Annotated in this window: 16 protein-coding genes; 11 read left to right on the plus strand and 5 right to left on the minus strand. The window is 69.9% G+C overall.

What is annotated here, in order from left to right:
* Nucleotides 1-48 precede the first annotated feature (48 nt).
* Together ACPXB1_RS21560 and ACPXB1_RS21565 are read right to left on the minus strand one after the other, a co-directional pair.
* Nucleotides 49-1,005 carry an N-acetylmuramic acid 6-phosphate etherase gene (locus ACPXB1_RS21560; RefSeq protein WP_355593861.1) on the minus strand — a complete coding sequence of 319 codons (957 nt, stop codon included), beginning with the start codon at nucleotides 1,003-1,005 and terminating at the stop codon, nucleotides 49-51.
* The gene (locus tag ACPXB1_RS21565) at nucleotides 1,002-1,916 is read right to left on the minus strand and encodes a MurR/RpiR family transcriptional regulator (protein WP_355593859.1); all 915 of its coding nucleotides are present in this window, start codon (nucleotides 1,914-1,916) and stop codon (nucleotides 1,002-1,004) included. The genes ACPXB1_RS21560 and ACPXB1_RS21565 overlap by 4 nt, the downstream gene beginning before the upstream one ends.
* 249 nt (nucleotides 1,917-2,165) lie before the next feature.
* Here ACPXB1_RS21565 and ACPXB1_RS21570 point away from each other — a divergent pair, with 249 nt between their 5' ends.
* Nucleotides 2,166-2,858 (plus strand): SDR family NAD(P)-dependent oxidoreductase, encoded by a 693-nt coding sequence (locus ACPXB1_RS21570; RefSeq protein ID WP_355593857.1) that lies wholly within the window; start codon nucleotides 2,166-2,168, stop codon nucleotides 2,856-2,858.
* On the opposite strand, the gene ACPXB1_RS21575 is transcribed toward ACPXB1_RS21570, so the two are convergent.
* Nucleotides 2,843-3,589, minus strand: coding sequence for a dTMP kinase (locus ACPXB1_RS21575; protein WP_355594014.1), 747 nt, complete (start codon nucleotides 3,587-3,589; stop codon nucleotides 2,843-2,845). The genes ACPXB1_RS21570 and ACPXB1_RS21575 overlap by 16 nt on opposite strands.
* Before the next feature lie 138 nt (nucleotides 3,590-3,727).
* On the opposite strand from ACPXB1_RS21575, the gene ACPXB1_RS21580 reads away from it, so the two are divergent.
* The 5 genes from ACPXB1_RS21580 (at nucleotide 3,728) to ACPXB1_RS21600 (ending at nucleotide 6,235) form a co-directional block, all read left to right on the plus strand.
* The gene (locus ACPXB1_RS21580; protein WP_355594012.1) at nucleotides 3,728-4,354 is read left to right on the plus strand and encodes a nucleotidyltransferase; all 627 of its coding nucleotides are present in this window, start codon (nucleotides 3,728-3,730) and stop codon (nucleotides 4,352-4,354) included.
* The gene (locus tag ACPXB1_RS21585; RefSeq protein WP_355593855.1) at nucleotides 4,351-4,629 is read left to right on the plus strand and encodes a hypothetical protein; all 279 of its coding nucleotides are present in this window, start codon (nucleotides 4,351-4,353) and stop codon (nucleotides 4,627-4,629) included. The genes ACPXB1_RS21580 and ACPXB1_RS21585 overlap by 4 nt, the downstream gene beginning before the upstream one ends.
* A 10-nt stretch (nucleotides 4,630-4,639) precedes the next feature.
* A complete protein-coding gene (locus tag ACPXB1_RS21590) occupies nucleotides 4,640-5,416 on the plus strand; it encodes a metallophosphoesterase family protein (RefSeq protein WP_053653071.1) in 777 nt (258 codons plus the stop codon).
* Nucleotides 5,407-5,550, plus strand: coding sequence for a GPGG-motif small membrane protein (locus tag ACPXB1_RS21595; protein WP_165947907.1), 144 nt, complete (start codon nucleotides 5,407-5,409; stop codon nucleotides 5,548-5,550). The genes ACPXB1_RS21590 and ACPXB1_RS21595 overlap by 10 nt, the downstream gene beginning before the upstream one ends.
* Nucleotides 5,551-5,740: 190 nt before the next feature.
* A complete protein-coding gene (locus ACPXB1_RS21600) occupies nucleotides 5,741-6,235 on the plus strand; it encodes a TspO/MBR family protein (protein WP_355593853.1) in 495 nt (164 codons plus the stop codon).
* A 53-nt stretch (nucleotides 6,236-6,288) separates the two neighbouring features.
* Here ACPXB1_RS21600 and ACPXB1_RS21605 read toward each other — a convergent pair whose 3' ends face one another.
* Nucleotides 6,289-7,062 carry a peptidoglycan DD-metalloendopeptidase family protein gene (locus ACPXB1_RS21605; RefSeq protein ID WP_355629887.1) on the minus strand — a complete coding sequence of 258 codons (774 nt, stop codon included), beginning with the start codon at nucleotides 7,060-7,062 and terminating at the stop codon, nucleotides 6,289-6,291.
* A 238-nt stretch (nucleotides 7,063-7,300) separates the two neighbouring features.
* Between ACPXB1_RS21605 and ACPXB1_RS21610 the strand changes: the two genes are divergently transcribed.
* The 5 genes from ACPXB1_RS21610 to ACPXB1_RS21630 all read left to right on the plus strand — a co-directional run bounded on the left by ACPXB1_RS21610 (nucleotide 7,301) and on the right by ACPXB1_RS21630 (nucleotide 13,619).
* Nucleotides 7,301-8,647: an ABC transporter substrate-binding protein gene (locus ACPXB1_RS21610; protein WP_355593849.1), complete on the plus strand. Its 1,347-nt coding sequence runs from the start codon at nucleotides 7,301-7,303 to the stop codon at nucleotides 8,645-8,647.
* Between the two features lie 70 nt (nucleotides 8,648-8,717).
* Nucleotides 8,718-9,764, plus strand: a complete 1,047-nt coding sequence (locus tag ACPXB1_RS21615) for a carbohydrate ABC transporter permease (RefSeq protein ID WP_355593847.1) — start codon at nucleotides 8,718-8,720, stop codon at nucleotides 9,762-9,764.
* A 1-nt stretch (nucleotide 9,765) separates the two neighbouring features.
* Entirely contained in the window at nucleotides 9,766-10,731 is a 966-nt protein-coding gene (locus ACPXB1_RS21620) for a carbohydrate ABC transporter permease (protein WP_355593845.1), read from the plus strand.
* A 67-nt stretch (nucleotides 10,732-10,798) separates the two neighbouring features.
* Nucleotides 10,799-11,845 (plus strand): LacI family DNA-binding transcriptional regulator, encoded by a 1,047-nt coding sequence (locus ACPXB1_RS21625; RefSeq protein ID WP_355593843.1) that lies wholly within the window; start codon nucleotides 10,799-10,801, stop codon nucleotides 11,843-11,845.
* A 100-nt stretch (nucleotides 11,846-11,945) separates the two neighbouring features.
* Entirely contained in the window at nucleotides 11,946-13,619 is a 1,674-nt protein-coding gene (locus tag ACPXB1_RS21630; RefSeq protein WP_355594010.1) for a glycoside hydrolase family 13 protein, read from the plus strand.
* Between the two features lie 265 nt (nucleotides 13,620-13,884).
* Here ACPXB1_RS21630 and ACPXB1_RS21635 read toward each other — a convergent pair whose 3' ends face one another.
* Complete coding sequence (locus ACPXB1_RS21635) at nucleotides 13,885-15,330, minus strand: MFS transporter (protein WP_355593841.1); 1,446 nt, start codon at nucleotides 15,328-15,330, stop codon at nucleotides 13,885-13,887.
* Nucleotides 15,331-15,422: the final 92 nt, after the last annotated feature.

Raw genomic sequence — 15,422 nt, forward strand, 5'->3', positions numbered from 1 at the left:
CCCCGATGAACAATCCGGAGCCCCGTTCGCTTCCCGGCGTGCAGGGCCTCAGGAGGCGAGCAGTGCGAGGGCGCCGCGCACCTGATCGGCGGAGCGCGCCAACGCGGCCCGCGCGGCAGCGACCTCGGCGCCGGAGACCAGCGAGACCAGTGCCGTCTTCAGATCACCATCGGCCTCGTTGAGGGCCCGCCGGCAAACCTCCTCGGAGCATCCGGTCGCCTCCATCAGGATCGAGATCATTCGGCCACGAAGCTTCGCGTTTGTGGCCACCATATCGATCATGAGGTTCGAGTAGACCCGACCCAGGCGCACCATGACGGCGGTTGAGAACGTGTTGAGCACCAACTTCTGCGCTGTGCCCGCCTTCATCCGGGTCGACCCCGTGACCACCTCGGGTCCGGTGTCCACCCCTATGAACACGTCGACGGACCGGGCCGCCTCCGCCTCCGGATTGGCGCAGAGCAGCACCGTCGAGGCACCCGTGGCGCCGGACGCGGCGAGCGCCCCGAGGACGTACGGGGTGCGCCCGCTGGCCGCGAGACCGACCACGAGGTCACCCGCACGCACACATCCGGCGGCCTCGACCGCGCCGCCCTGATCGTCGTCCTCGGCGTCCTCCACTGCCCGCCACATCGCGTCCGGCCCGCCCGCGAGGTGCGCACAGAACCAGTGCCGGGGCGAGTTGAACGTGGGTGCCAGCTCGGCCGCGTCGAGGACGCCCAGCCGACCCGAGGTGCCGGCCCCGAAGTAGTGCACCCGGTGGCCACCACGCAGCGCCGCGACGGCCAGGTCGACAGTGGCGGCGATCTCGTCGAGCACCGCGGCGACCGCCGCCGGCACCCGCCGGTCGGCTTCGTTGATGACGGTGAGCACGTCCCGGGTCGACATCAGGTCGAGGTCGACGCTCAGCGGGTTACGCCGTTCCGTGGGGGCACCCACCCGGACGGCCGGGCGGACGGGCGGTGCTGACATGGCCTCGTCCGGCTCCACCGCACCGGGCGTCATGCCCGCCTCCGGTTGGCACCCACCCGGTGCGACTGGACCGCCTCGGCGGTCGCCTCGAGGGCTTTGCGGGCGCGGGACCTGTTGCGGGCGGCCACCCCGACGAAGAGACAGTCGACCACTGTGAGCTGGGCCAGCCGGCTGGCTGTGGCACCGGAGCGGTAGGTCGTCTCCCGAGCCGCCGTGGTCAGCACGAAGTCGGCCACCTCGGTGATCGGCGACCGCGGGAAGTTGGTGAGCGCCACGGTGCTGGCGCCCCGCGTACGCGCCTGCTCCAGCACCTCGATGACGTCGGAGGTGGTGCCGGTGTGCGAGATGCCGATCGCGATGTCGCCTCGGCCGAGCAGCGCGGCGGACGTCAGCGCGGTGTGCACGTCGGGAAAGTAGAAGGCGATCCGCCCGATGCGGTGCAGCTTCTGCTGGAAGTCGGAAGCGACGAACCCACTGGCGCCGGCGCCGTAGATGTCGATGCGACCGGCACCGTTGATGGCCTCGACCACCTGCTCGCAGATAGCGGGGTCGAGTTGCTCGGCGGTCTCCTCGACCGCGCGGGCGTCGTTGAACGCGATGGTGGCGATGATCTGGGCGAGGTCGGCGCCGGGCGGGATGTCACCGCCGACGACCCTGGCGTCCGGCGGCTCGATCCGGCGGGCAGCCTCGGCGGCGAGCCGGATGCGCAGCTGCGGGTAACCGTCCATGCCCACCGAACGGCAGAACCGGATGACTGTCGCCTCGGACGTCTCCGCTGCGGTGGCGAGGTCGGTGATCGTCCGCCGGGCGGCGGCGGCCGGATCGGACACGACCAGCCGGGCGACCCGCTGCTCGGCAGGCGACAGCGACGGCAGCAGCCCACTGATGTGGACGATCAGCCCACCGGGCTCGTGATTCGCAGAAATCTTCGGACTCTTCGCCACGGATGAAACTTACTTTCACCAGGCGGAAGCGTCAACCACGACTCCACGTGTTGGGCAAAACACTGCCGAACCGGCCGGGTCCCTCCGGCCAAGCGTGCCACCGTCCAGACAGCACCGCCTCCCCCACCGGGTCCGGCCACTGCACCATACGGCGTTTCAGGTGCGGCGATCCGGGCCCAGCCGGCCCGTACGGCCCCCTCGGTCGACCGCACCGGCCAGGTCATCCCCGCGAGACGCTAGCGTGACCGCATGGCGGAACGCAGTGTGCTTGTCACCGGAGGCGCGGGCGGGCTGGGCGGGGCGGTCACCAGCACCTTCCTGGCGGCGGGTTGGCGTGTGGTCGTACCCGAGCGGCAGAGTCGGCCCGGGTCGGAGCCGGCGGCGGACGGTCTGGTCCGCCTGGCCGCGGACCTGAGCGACCCCGCGGGCGCTGCCCGCGCGGTCGAGGCCGCCACCGCCGACGCCGCCGCGCCGCTGCGGGCCGTGGTCAACCTTGTCGGCGGGTACGCCAGCAGCGGGCTTGTGCACGAAACGCCGGTCGAGGAGTTCGAGCGGATGCTCACCGTCAACCTGCGACCGACCTACCTGGTCACCCAGGCCGCATTGCCGCACCTCGTTGCCGCCGGCGGCGGCGCGGTCGTCTGCGTGTCGTCCCGCGCGGCCCTCGCCCCGTTCCCCGGGGCGGCCGGCTACGTCACGGCGAAGGCGGCGGTGCTCGCCTTTGCCAACGCGGTAGCTGTGGAGTACCGGTCCCGGAACGTCCGCTGCAACACAGTGCTGCCAAGCGTCATCGACACGCCCGCGAACCGGGCCGCCCAACCCGACGCCGACCACTCCCGCTGGGTCTCCCCGACCGAGATCGCGCCGGTGATCCACTTTCTGGCATCGGCCGATTCCGCGCCGACAAGCGGTGCCAGCGTCCCGGTCTACGGACGCGCCTGAGCCACAAGCGGGCCGGTGCCGACGCGCTCGGAGCGTTGCACCACCGGCGCGACGGGTGGCCCGTCCGGCAGCGGTGGAGCATCGAACGACTGCGGGAACGGGTCGGAGCCAACGCCCGAGGGCAGCCAGGCCGTGAGGTGCGCCCGGATCTGCTCGGTCACCTCATCGGCCGGACGACCGGCGTCCACAAGCACGAAGGTCGGATACTCGGGAAGCGTCCGGTACGCAGTGTCCGCCGCGGTGAGCCAGCCCATCGTCTCGTGGTCGGTGCCCCGACGCTCGATGCGCTGGTACGCCTCCGCCGGGTCGACGGCGAGCAGGAACGTCACCTGCGGTGTCGGGAACAGTCGGTAGCCGGCGCGGGCCAGCCGCTCCCACCGCTGCCCGCCATGCGCCCGGATGCTGGCGTACTGGCAGGCCGAATAGCGGTCCATCACCGCCGTGCGGCCGGTGAGCAGGCAGCTGATCAGTGCGATGGCGATGGCGCACCAACGCAGCACGGACTCCACAGCCAGGACGCCGTCGCGCCCCACGAGCCGCTGCGCGTCCGGACGGCCGAGCCGCTGCGCGACCCGGCCGAGCCAGCGACGCCCGCTGGCGTTGCGGCGGTAGGTGGCGGGGCGACCGGCGGCGGTCAGCGCGTCGGCCAGCCGGTGCGCCTGGGTCGTCTTGCCCGAGCCGTCGATGCCGATCAGTGCGATGGTGCGTAATCGGGTAGTGCCACGTCGCATCCCCGGTGATCTGGCCACCCTTGACAGGTTATCCGACCCACGCTCATCTCTGCGAGGTTTGTCGCGCTTCGTCCCCGTTGATCCCCGACCGCTACCTCGCCAGGTGTGGGCAACCGGAATGCCGGGTACGGAAGTTCGATCCAGCCGCCTGTCCACGAACATGACCGACGGGAGACCCAGATGGCCGAGCGCGGGGACGAGAGTCTGGTGCACACCCTCAAGAAGGTCGCCGCCGTGCTCAAGCAGTCCGAGATCCCGTTCGCCCTGGGCGGCAGCTTCGCCGTCTACGCGCACGGGGGCCACTCGAGCGATCACGACGTCGACTTCCTGATCCGTGAGGCCGACGTCGAACGGTCGCTGGAGGCCCTGGTGGCTGCCGGCTTCCGCGCCGAGCGCCCGCCGGAGGACTGGCTCGTCAAGGTCTTCGACGACGAGCGGATGGTCGATCTGATCCACCGGCCGATCGAGACCCCGGTGACCGAGGAGACGTTCGCCGACACGGTCGTGCGTCCGGTGGACGCCATCCAGATGCCGGTCCTGTCCGCCACCCAGCTCATGGTGCACAAGTTGCTGAGCTTCTCCCAGCACTACTGCGACTTCGCCCGCGGCCTGCCACTGGCCCGGTCGCTGCGGGAGCAGATCGACTGGGAACGGGTACGCAAGGAGACGCAGCACTCCCCGTACGCGGAGGCGTTCCTGGTGCTGCTGGACCGGCTGGAGGTGGTGCCGGACAGCGGCACCCAGGCAGGAGAGGGGACACCGTGACGCACGATCGCGACACCGGCGCCGGGCCACCACCGGACGAGTACGTCGAGGCGGAGATCCAACGGCTGCTCACCGAGGATCCCGCAGTCGCCGAACAGGGGATCACCGTGGTCCGACGGGAGGACACCCTCGTGCTCAACGGCGAGGTGGAGAGCCCACACCGGCGCGAGGAGATCATGCGCCGAGTGGCCGAGCGCTTCCCGGACGTGCCGATCACCAGCGACATCGGGGTGATCCGCGCCCAGGCGCCCACGGAGATCGAGCAACTGCCCTGAGGGAGGTTCGATGGTGATCCGGATAGCCGCCGTGGGTGACGTGCATCTGGACGAGGACGTCGTCGGTCGGTTCCGCCCGGCGTTGGAGGAGCTGCCGGACTGCGCCGACGTGCTACTGCTGGCCGGAGACCTGACCCGGCACGGCACCGAGGCCGAGGCGCGCTGCGTGGCGCAGGAGTTCGGTGGCCTCGCCGTGCCGGTGGTGACCGTGCTGGGCAACCACGACCACCAGTGTGACCAGGTGCCACAGGTGGTAAAGGTGCTCGAAGACGCGGGCATCACGGTGCTTGAGGGCAACGGTGTGGTGCTTGACTGCGCCGGGGGCCGGCTCGGCATCGCCGGCGTGAAGGGCTTCGGCGGCGGGTTCGCGGGGCGCTGCGCGAGCGACTTCGGCGAGCCGGAGATGAAGGCGTTCGTCCGGACCACGAACGAGAGCGCGGAGAGCCTCGGCGCTGCGCTGCGCTCACTGGACTGCGACATGCTCGTCGCGCTGACCCACTACGCCCCGGTGCCGGACACCCTGGTCGGCGAGCCGCTGGAGATCTACCCGTTCCTGGGCTCGTACCAGTTGGGGCAGGCCATCGACTCGGCACCCACAGCGCTTGCCGTGCACGGCCACGCGCACGCGGGCACCGAGCGCGGAACCACCCCCGGTGGGGTGCGTGTCCGCAACGTGGCGCACCCGGTGATCAAGCAGGCGTACAGCGTGTTCCATGTCGGCGATCAACTCGACACCGACCAGGTTTCCAGAATCGGCGGGTCGGGTAGTCAGAGGTCATGGAGCTGATTCTTTGGATTCTCGCAGTCGTACTCGTGGTCGCCGGCATCCTCGCGCTGTTCCGCCGGCAGATCCTGTGGGGCGTCGTCCTCATCGTTGTCGGGCTGTTGGTCGGCCCGGGTGGTGTCAGCATCTTCAATTGACGTCCGCATCAACCAACACACCGGGACCCGTCGGGGCCGCCGGCGACCGGAGCCCCGTCCTCCCGACAGGGGCACCGGCCGCGGCGGCCCCGGCGCCGTTTGCGCCAGGTGACGCCGTTGTGGCCGCTGCGCCGTCGACGCCCGGCTTGGCGCCGGTTTGACCGGCAGCTGAACAGGAAATATCTCGACCATGGAGACAACTCGGCAGGCGCGACCCACCACCGGCCGGCGATCCTGGTTCGCCCTTGCCGGCTTCGCGGCGGCGGTCTTCGTCGCGGCCGCGATCGGCGGGCTGGGTGTGCAGGGCACCACCGGCGAGTACGCGAGCCTGCAACAGCCCAGCTGGGCGCCGCCCTCCTGGCTGTTCGGCCCGGTCTGGTCGGCGCTGTACGCGCTGATCGCGGTGGCCGGTTGGCTGGTCTGGCGGCGCGTCGGCTTCTCCCCCGCGCTCTGGGCGTGGACCGCCCAGTTGGTGCTCAACGCGATCTGGACCCCGCTGTTCTTCGGCGCCGGCCAGTACGGACTGGCGTTCGCGGAGATCGTGCTGATGTGGCTGGCGATCGGGGTGACAGTGGTGCTCTTCGCCCGGGTGTCCCGGGTCGCGATGGCGTTGATGCTGCCCTACTGGGCCTGGGTCACCTTCGCCGCCGCGCTGAACCTGTCGATCTGGCAGCTGAACTCCTGAACCGCGTCGGGTCTCCGGTCGGCAGTGCCGGCCGGAGACCCTGATCGCCCCCGTCAGCAGCGGGGCACGTTCGGGATGTATCCGTCGTGGCCGGTGTAGACGTACGCGTCGGCGATGAAGCGTCCGCTGCCGATGCGGTCCCAGATCGTGCTGGTGCCGTAGGTGCCGGTGACGCTAGTGCCGCTGGTCTGGCAGGCGATCGTCACCTTGGCGCCGTCGGCGACGGTGCCCACCGAGGCGTACCCGGTGCCCGGGCCGGAGCGCACGGTCAGCGGCGTACCGCTGGTGTCGACGGTGCCCGAGCCGGCACCCGAACTGCAACCGTTGCCACTCGTGTAGTTCTTGGTGCCCCAGTAGAGCGCCAGGCTGCCGTTGAACCGGACCTGGATGTCGCTGCCGTTGAGGCGCTGCTCGTAGTGCAGGTGCGGCCCGCTGGATCCACCGGTGCTGCCGACCCAGCCGATGACCTTGCCGTAGCCGACCGTCTGCCCGACCGAGACGTTGAATCCGTTGAGGTGGGCGTAGTAGGTGGTGTAGCCCCCGCCGTGGTTGATCCGGACGTACTTGCCGTAGCTGGTGTTACCGAGGTTGGTCACCACGTCGACGGTGCCGGGGGCGCTGGCCACCACCGGATCGCCGACGTCGTCGGTGCGGTTGAAGTCGATGGCGTACGCCGGGCTGTGCCCTGACCGGGTCTGCCCGGACCAGGTCTGGCCGCAGGGGAAGGGCACCCTGAAGGTCGGAGCGGCCATCGCCGGGCTGACCGGCGTGAGGACTCCCGCGACGAGCACAGCCGTCGCCAACAGGCTCATCCACCTCTTACGCATACAGCACCTCCTATGTTGAAAACCTTCGATGTAGTGGCATCAGCCTGACAGATATTGCCAATCTTCGAAAGAGGTCTGGGAGCGCGCCCAGCGCGGGTTTCAAGGTTTCTGGATTGTTACTCGCTCGTGTCTGACTGGGGGTGGACCAGACCGGATGCAAGCGCTTACATGTGTGCACGCCCAATCGGACCGGCGACGGGTCAAAAGCACGACCGCGCCGGCTAGGAAGGAGGACGGCATGGCGGTCTTCACCAGACCACGCCAGGCCTTCGTGATCGCCGGTGTGCTCGGGCTGGCGCTCAGCGCCACCGCCTGCGGCACCGGTGACGACAAGAAGAGTGACAAGGCGGGCTCCGCGGAGTGCGCCCCGTACGAGAAGTACCAGGGCAACGACGGCAAGAAGGTCTCCATCTACGCGTCCATCCGTGACGCCGAGGCCGACCTGCTGGAGCGTTCGTGGTCCCAGTTCACCGAGTGCACCGGCATCGAGATCAACTATGAGGGCAGCGGCGAGTTCGAGGCGCAGCTCCCCGTGCGGGTCGACGGCGGCAACGCCCCCGACATCGCCTTCGTGCCCCAGCCCGGCCTTGTCAAGCGCTTCGCGGACGCCGGCAAGCTGAAGTCCCTCGGGGCCGACACCAAGGCCATGGCCGAGCAGAACATGCCTGCCGACTGGCTGAAGTACGGCACCGTCAACGGAACGCTCTACGGCGTGCCGCTCGGCGCCAACGTCAAGTCCTTCGTCTGGTACTCGCCGAAGACGTTCAAGGAGAAGGGCTGGGAGGTCCCCACCACCTGGGAGCAGCTCATCGCCCTGAGCGACAAGATCGCCGACAGCGGCATGAAGCCGTGGTGCGCGGGCGTCGAGTCCGGTGACGCCACCGGCTGGCCGGCCACCGACTGGATCGAGGACGTGCTGCTGCGTACGCAGACGCCCGACGTCTACGACCAGTGGACCACCCACGCGATCCCGTTCAACGACCCTCGGATCGTCGACGCCGTTGACCGCGCGGGCACCATCCTCAAGAACGAGAAGTACATGAACGGCGGCTTCGGCGGCGTCAAGAGCATCACCACCACCTCCTTCCAGGAGGCGGGCGTGCCGGTGACCAACGGCAAGTGCGCGATGCACCGGCAGGCGTCGTTCTACGCCAACCAGTTCCCCGAGGGCACCAAGGTGGCCGAGGACGGCGACGCGTTCGCCTTCTACTTCCCGGCCATCGACCCGGCCAAGGGCAAGCCGGTCCTGGGCGCTGGCGAGTTCGTCGTCGCGTACGCCGACCGCCCCGAGGTCCAGGCGGTGCAGACCTACCTCGCCTCCGGTGAGTACGTGAACAGCCGCGCGAAGCTCGGCAACTGGGTCACGGCGAACAACAAGCTGGACATCGCCAACGTCGCGAGCCCTGTCGACAAGCTCTCCGTCCAGATCCTCCAGGACAAGAGCGGCGTGTTCCGCTTCGACGGATCCGACCTGATGCCGGCCGCCGTCGGCGCGGGAACGTTCTGGAAGGGCATGGTCGACTGGCTGAACGGCAAGGCGACCGCCCCGGTGCTCCAGGGCATCGAGAGCAGCTGGCCTAAGTGATCCCGGTGGTGGCCCGGCCCGCGCTCAGCGGGCCGGGCCACCGACCGCACGGACCTTCAAGGGAGGGTTGATGGAGTTCGACTTCGCCGACGAGCAGCCGAAGCTCCTCATGCTGATGTACGGGCTGGTCGCCTTCGTGGTGGTGGTGAGCGGTCTGCTCCTGCTGCTCGACGTCGTACCGGCCTGGTTCGCCAAGCGGCGGGAAGCGCAACTCGTGGCGGCCTCGACGAGTGGGACCCCACTCCCCCGCCGCCCGAAGCAGCGCGAGGGCTTCTTCGCGTTCTTCTTCCTGCTGCCGACGCTGCTGCTGCTCACCGTCGGCCTGGTCGTGCCGGCCATCCGCACCATGCTGCTCTCCCTGATGGACGGCAGCAGCACCAACTGGGTGGGGTTGCGCAACTACGGCTGGATGTTCTCCGACGACTCGATCGTCCGGGTCCTGATCAACACCTTGGTCTGGGTGGTCCTGGTCCCGCTTGTCGCGACCGCCTTCGGCCTGATCTACGCCGTCCTGGTGGACAAGGCCCGCTTCGAGGCCATAGCCAAATCGCTGATCTTCCTGCCGATGGCGATCTCGTTCGTCGGCGCCAGCATCATCTGGAAGTTCGTCTACGCCTACCGCGGTGAAGGCGACCAGATCGGCCTGCTCAACCAGATCGTGGTCAGCCTCGGCTTCGAGCCCAGGCAGTGGCTGCTCGAATCACCGCTGAACACGCTCCTGCTGATCGTCATCATGGTCTGGATCCAGGCCGGCTTCGCCATGGTGGTGCTCTCCGCCGCGATCAAGGCGATCCCCGGTGACATCGTGGAGGCCGCCCGACTCGACGGCGTCAGCCCGTGGCAGATGTTCTGGCAGATCACCATGCCGAGCATCCGACCGGCGCTGATCGTCGTGGCGGTGACCCTCACGATCGCCACGCTCAAGGTCTTCGACATCGTCCGGACCTCGACGAACGGCAACTACGACACAAGCGTGATCGCCAGCGAGATGTACAACCAGGCGTTCCGGTACGGCCAGAACGGGCAGGGCTCCGCGCTCGCGGTCTTCCTCTTCATCCTGGTCATCCCGGTCGTGATCTACCAGATCCGCAACCTCCGTCAGCAACGGGAGGGCTGAGATGACCACCGCAACGCCGACCGTCGCCGCCGGCACCCAGAAGACCGACACACCGAAGACCGCCGCCGGGCGGGTCCGCAAGCGACTGAACAGTCGTACGGCGACCCTGGTCTCCATCGTCATCGCGGTGGTCTGGACCATCCCGACCTTCGGCCTGTTCATCTCCTCCCTCCGCCCGGAGGACGAGATCAAGACGACCGGCTGGTGGACGGCCTTCACCAACCCGCAGTTCACGCTGGAGAACTACCAGCAGGTCCTGTTCGGGCGGTCGTCGTCATCCGGGCAGCTCGCCAGCTACTTCATCAACTCGCTGGCCATCACCATCCCGTCCGTGCTCTTCCCGCTCGCCTTCGCGGCCCTGGCCGCGTACGCGCTCGCCTGGATGAACTTCAAGGGACGGGACTGGGTCTACATCGCGATCTTCGCGTTGCAGATCGTTCCGCTTCAGATGGCCCTGGTGCCGCTGCTGAAGTTCTTCTCCACCGGCGTCAGCCTCGGCGGTATCACCCTGATGCCCGCCTGGGACCTGGTCGACGAGCAGAAGTTCGCCCAGGTGTGGTTCGCACACACCTGCTTCGCGCTGCCGTTCGCCGTCTTCCTGCTCCACAACTTCATCTCGCAGCTACCGGGGGATCTGATGGAGGCGGCTCGCGTCGACGGGGCAACCCACCCGAAGATCTTCCGCACCATCGTGCTGCCGCTGATCACCCCGGCGCTTGCGGCGTTCGGCATCTTCCAGTTCCTCTGGGTCTGGAACGACCTGCTGGTCGCGCTGATCTTCGCCGGCGGCGGCAACGAGACCGCCCCGCTCACGGTTCGGCTGGCCGAGATGGCCGGCACGCGGGGCAACGAGTGGCAACGGCTCACCGCCGGCGCGTTCGTGTCGATCATCGTTCCGCTCGTCGTGTTCCTGTCCCTCCAGCGCTTCTTCGTGCGAGGTCTGCTCGCCGGCAGCGTCAAGGGCTGACCCGCTCGCCCGCCGCCGCCTGGCCCCTTGGGCGGCGGCGGGCGCCGCGTACGAAGCGGGGGGAACCGTGACGAGGATTGATGATGTCGCCCGGCTGGCCGGGGTCTCCACGGCCACCGTCTCACGGGCTCTACGCGGGCTGCCGACGGTCTCGGCAGCCACCCGACGCCGGGTGCTCGCCGCCGCCGAGCAGCTCGACTACGCGGTTTCACCGAGCGCGTCCCGGCTGGCCGGAGGCCGCACCGGCACCGTCGCGGTGGTCGTCCCCCGGATCACCCGCTGGTTCTTCAGCACCGTCGTCGAGGCCGTCGAGGAGTACCTCCACCAGTCCGGCTACGACCTGCTGCTCTACAACCTCGGCGGCCGGGAGCAGGTCCGCCAGCGGGTGCTGCGTACCGCGAACCTGCACAAGCGGGTGGACGCCATGATGCTCGTCGCCACCCCGCTGCGCCCGTCCGACCTGACCGCGCTGGCCACCCTGGACCTGCCGGGGGTGACCATCAGCTCCGGCAGCAGGGTGCCCAACTGGCCGTGCGTCCGCATCGACGACGTCGCGGCCGCGCGGGTGGCCACCCGCCACCTGCTCGACCTCGGCCACCGCCGGATCGCCCACATCTCCGGTGACCCCGACGACGAGTTGGCGTTCACCACCCACCTCGACCGGCGTCGCGGTTACCAGGCCGAGTTGAAGGCCGCAGGCCTGCGGCCCGATCCGAGTCTGGACGTCGAGTCCTCGTTCACCATCGACGGCGGCAACCAGGCAGCCACCGAACTGCTGGCCCGTGGTGAGCCACCGACCGCGATAGTCGCGGCCTGCGACGAGATGGCGATGGGCGCGATGACCGCGCTGCGCGACGCCGGACTGCGCGTACCCCAGGACGTCAGCGTGATCGGCATCGACGACCACGACCTCGCCGGTGTGCTGGGGCTCAGCACCATCGCCCAGCCCGCCGCCGAGCAGGGCCGGCTGGCCGCCCGTATGCTGCTGGACCCGCTCGGGACGCGCAGCGTCGGCCCGGTCGTCGGCCAGCGGGCCGGCGACCCCGACACGCCGGTGATCCTGCCCACTCGGCTCGTGGTCCGCGAGTCGACCGCGCCGCCCCGGGCACACTGACATCTCAATGTTTTGCCGCCGGTCGGCGGCTGGCGGCGACGCGGCCGGCAGCCGCACCACCGCCCGGCAGTCCACCCACGGCTCGACACGGGAGATCATTCTGAACACCGACCCGACCCAGCAGACCCCCTCCGGCGGCCCCATCACCGGCTGGTGGACCGAGGCCGCCATCTACCAGATCTATCCCCGATCGTTCTCCGACTCCGACGGCGACGGGGTCGGCGACCTGCCGGGCATCACGGCCCGCCTCGACCATCTTGTCGAGTTGGGCGTGGACGCGGTGTGGCTGTCCCCGTTCTATCCGTCGCCGCAGGCCGACGCGGGCTACGACGTGGCCGACTACCGGGACGTCGACCCCCTGTTCGGCACCCTCGCCGACGCGGACAAGCTGATCGCCGAGGCCCGCTCCCGCGGTCTGCGGGTGATCGTCGACCTGGTGCCGAACCACACCTCCTCGGCGCACCGCTGGTTCCAGGCCGCGCTGGCCGCTGCCCCGGGCAGCCCGGAGCGCGCCCGGTACGTCTTCCGGGACGGCCTCGGCCCGACCGGTGACCAGGCGCCGAACGACTGGCAGAGCGTCTTCGGCGGCCCCGCCTGGACGCGGACCGTCGACCCGGACGGCCAGCCGGGCCAGTGGTACCTGCACCTGTTCGACACCGGCCAGCCGGACCTCAACTGGGACAACCCTGAGGTGCACGCTGAGTTCCTCGACGTCCTGCGGTTCTGGCTCGACCGCGGGGTGGACGGTTTCCGTGTCGACGTGGCACACGGCCTCGTCAAGCAGGCCGACCTGGCCAACTGGCAGGAACCGCAGGAGATCCTTTCCGGCCAGGACGTGGACAAGCCGCGCCCGCCGATGTGGGACCAGGACGGCGTTCACGAGATCTACCGCCAGTGGCGGCAGGTCCTCGACGGTTACCCGGGCGGGCGTGTGCTTGTCGCCGAGGCGTGGGTGGAGCCGGCCGAGCGCCTGGCCCGCTACGTCCGCCCGGACGAGATGCACCAGGCTTTCAACTTCGAGTACCTGCTCGCCGCCTGGTCCGCGCCGGCCCAGTACGCGGTGATCACGCGCTCGCTGGAGGCGACCGATTCGGTCGGTGCGCCGACCACCTGGGTGCTGTCCAACCACGACGTGGTGCGGCACGCCTCGCGGCTCGGTCTGCCGGTCGGCAGCGGCCGGCCCAACGGCATCGGCGCCGACGACCCGCAGCCGGACGCCGCGCTCGGCCTGCGCCGGGCTCGGGCGGCCACCCTGCTGATGCTCGCCCTGCCCGGCTCGGCGTACCTCTACCAGGGCGAGGAGTTGGGGCTGCCCGAGCACACCACGATGCCCGACGAGGCCCGGCAGGACCCGACCTGGGCGCGCAGCGGGCACACCCAGCGGGGCCGGGACGGCTGCCGGGTGCCGATCCCGTGGGAGGCCGACGCGCCGTCGTACGGCTTCGGGCCGACCGACGCCAGTTGGCTGCCACAGCCGGCGTCCTGGGCCGAGTACGCGCTGGACCGGCAGCGCGGCGTCGCGGGCTCGACGTACGAGCTGTACCGCACGGCCCTGCGGCTGCGCCGCGAACATGGGCTGGGCCGCGGCACGCTGGAGTGGCTGTCCTCCGGCGACGAGGTGCTGACCTTCCGCAACGGAACGCTGACAGTGCTGACGAATTTCGGCGACGCTGCGGTGCCGGTGCCGACCGGGGCGGAGGTGCTCGCCGCAAGCGCACCGCTGGACGACGACGGCGCGATCCCGACCGACGTGACTGTGTGGTTGCGCGCCTGACAGGCGACCGACCACCCGTCCCCGCCGACCCATCCCCGCCGACCCCTCCGGTCAGTGCTCCTGACCGGGGCGGCGGAGGTGGGTCGCGCCCGTAAGAGCTGATGTCGCAAACGAATCACCCGCCCACCCCGCTGCACGCTGCCCACCAAGGTCGCGCTACTTCAACGATGTAGTGGCCTCGACCCGGCTGGAGCCCACTATTTCCTTGATGTAGTGGCCTCGATCTGCGGGCGGCCGGCGGATCGGCAGGGTCGGCGGGGTGCGGTCAGAGGCGGTCGGCGCGGCTGTGCAGCAGGTCGTGCACGTTGTCGATGTCCGCTGGCGAGGTACGCGAGGCGAGCCAGTACATGATGCCGGTCGGAATGAAGAAGAGCTGGAACGCTGCCAGCCCGACGGCGAAGTTCAACGGCGGCGGGAACGCGGCACGTAACCCCTGGAAGGCCACACCGACCAGCCCGTTGCCGGCCGCCCGCCCGACGCCGTTGACGAGGTTGCCGAGGCTGTAGACGGTGCCCCGGTGCTCCGGCGGGTTGACGTCGGCGATCAGCGCGAACCAGTTCGGCGAGTTGGCCGAGGTCAGCGCGAGCGCCACCACAGCGGTGAGCAGGCTCAGCCCCACCGACGGTTCGGTGAACACGCTGGACAGCACCGCGCCGATCACCGCGCCGCCGCCGGCGCCGTCGGGCACGTCGATGGTCACCGGCACGAAGAACAACACCAGGTAGAACGGCACGGCCGCGAGAATGCCGACCGCCGCGACAAGTGCGCGACCCCTCGGGGTACGCCGTTGCAGCGCGTCGCCGACCAGCCCTCCGACGATGGAGAGCACTCCGCCGAGCTGGAACAGTGTGGCGAAGACGCTTCCCACCACCACTGCCGTCGACGGCGAATAGCCCTGGGCCTCGGCGCGTTCGGCGAAGAGCACCGGCAGCCAGACAAGCGAACCGAAGGCCGCCTGCGCGGTCAGCCCCTGCAGGATGAGCCAGCGGTTGGTCCGCCGGGCAAGGATGCGCGGCAGATCGGCCCTGCTGATCCGGTAGTCGTAGTCGGCACCCGCGTCCAGCGCCCGGGCCAGTTCCGGTTCGCTCTGGCCACGTCGGATGTCATAGGTGAACAGGTAGGCCACAGTGGCGGCCAGGCCGACAGCGGTCAGCACCCAGAACGGCCGCCGCCAGTCGGTGGACCCGAGCAGGCCGCCGACGAGCGTTCCGGCGAGCGTGCCGATCCCCTGCGACAGCCCCCAGAAGCTCATCACCAGCCCGCGCCGGGTCGGCGAGATCAGGTCGGTGACCACCGAGAAGCCCACCGAGCCGACAGCGCCGAGACCGACAGCGCCGACCATCTGTGCGGCAAGGAACGTCAGGTAGCCGCCGGCGAGGGCGCTGCCGCCGGTGCCCGCCGCCCAGAGCAACGTGCCCACCATGAGCAGTGGCTTGCGGTTGGTCCGGTCACCGACGTACGCCCAGCCGACCGCTGCCACCGCGCTGACCAGGAAGCTGACCGCGGTCACCAGACCGAGCAGCCGCCCCGGCACGTCGAACGCGTCGGAGATCGGGCCGTACAGCGGCGGCACCAACCCGATCGCCACGTTGTCCAGCGAGGCGAGGAGCACGAACACCGCCACGCTGTAGAACCGGTGCGCCGGGCTCCCGCCCCAGCCGTGCAGGCGTCGCGCCCGGCCCGGTGCAGGCCCGCCACTGGTCACGGTCATGACCGGCAGCCAACCAGACTCCGCTGAGGAGGTCGTCACGCGGGTGGGTACCGGTCGGCTTCGCACCGGCACCCACCCGCGTCGACCCGGTC

The organism is Micromonospora sp. DT68, from assembly GCF_049847245.1.
Lineage (GTDB): Bacteria > Actinomycetota > Actinomycetes > Mycobacteriales > Micromonosporaceae > Micromonospora > Micromonospora profundi.

Coding starts and splice junctions, on each gene's coding strand:
- ACPXB1_RS21560 (WP_355593861.1), bottom strand. CDS start 1,005: ATGACGCCCGGTGCGGTGGAGCCGGACGAGGCCATGTCAGCACCGCCC.
- ACPXB1_RS21570 (WP_355593857.1), top strand. CDS start 2,166: ATGGCGGAACGCAGTGTGCTTGTCACCGGAGGCGCGGGCGGGCTGGGC.
- ACPXB1_RS21575 (WP_355594014.1), bottom strand. CDS start 3,589: ATGCGACGTGGCACTACCCGATTACGCACCATCGCACTGATCGGCATC.
- ACPXB1_RS21590 (WP_053653071.1), top strand. CDS start 4,640: ATGGTGATCCGGATAGCCGCCGTGGGTGACGTGCATCTGGACGAGGAC.
- ACPXB1_RS21595 (WP_165947907.1), top strand. CDS start 5,407: ATGGAGCTGATTCTTTGGATTCTCGCAGTCGTACTCGTGGTCGCCGGC.
- ACPXB1_RS21600 (WP_355593853.1), top strand. CDS start 5,741: ATGGAGACAACTCGGCAGGCGCGACCCACCACCGGCCGGCGATCCTGG.
- ACPXB1_RS21605 (WP_355629887.1), bottom strand. CDS start 7,062: ATGCGTAAGAGGTGGATGAGCCTGTTGGCGACGGCTGTGCTCGTCGCG.
- ACPXB1_RS21610 (WP_355593849.1), top strand. CDS start 7,301: ATGGCGGTCTTCACCAGACCACGCCAGGCCTTCGTGATCGCCGGTGTG.
- ACPXB1_RS21615 (WP_355593847.1), top strand. CDS start 8,718: ATGGAGTTCGACTTCGCCGACGAGCAGCCGAAGCTCCTCATGCTGATG.
- ACPXB1_RS21620 (WP_355593845.1), top strand. CDS start 9,766: ATGACCACCGCAACGCCGACCGTCGCCGCCGGCACCCAGAAGACCGAC.
- ACPXB1_RS21635 (WP_355593841.1), bottom strand. CDS start 15,330: ATGACCGTGACCAGTGGCGGGCCTGCACCGGGCCGGGCGCGACGCCTG.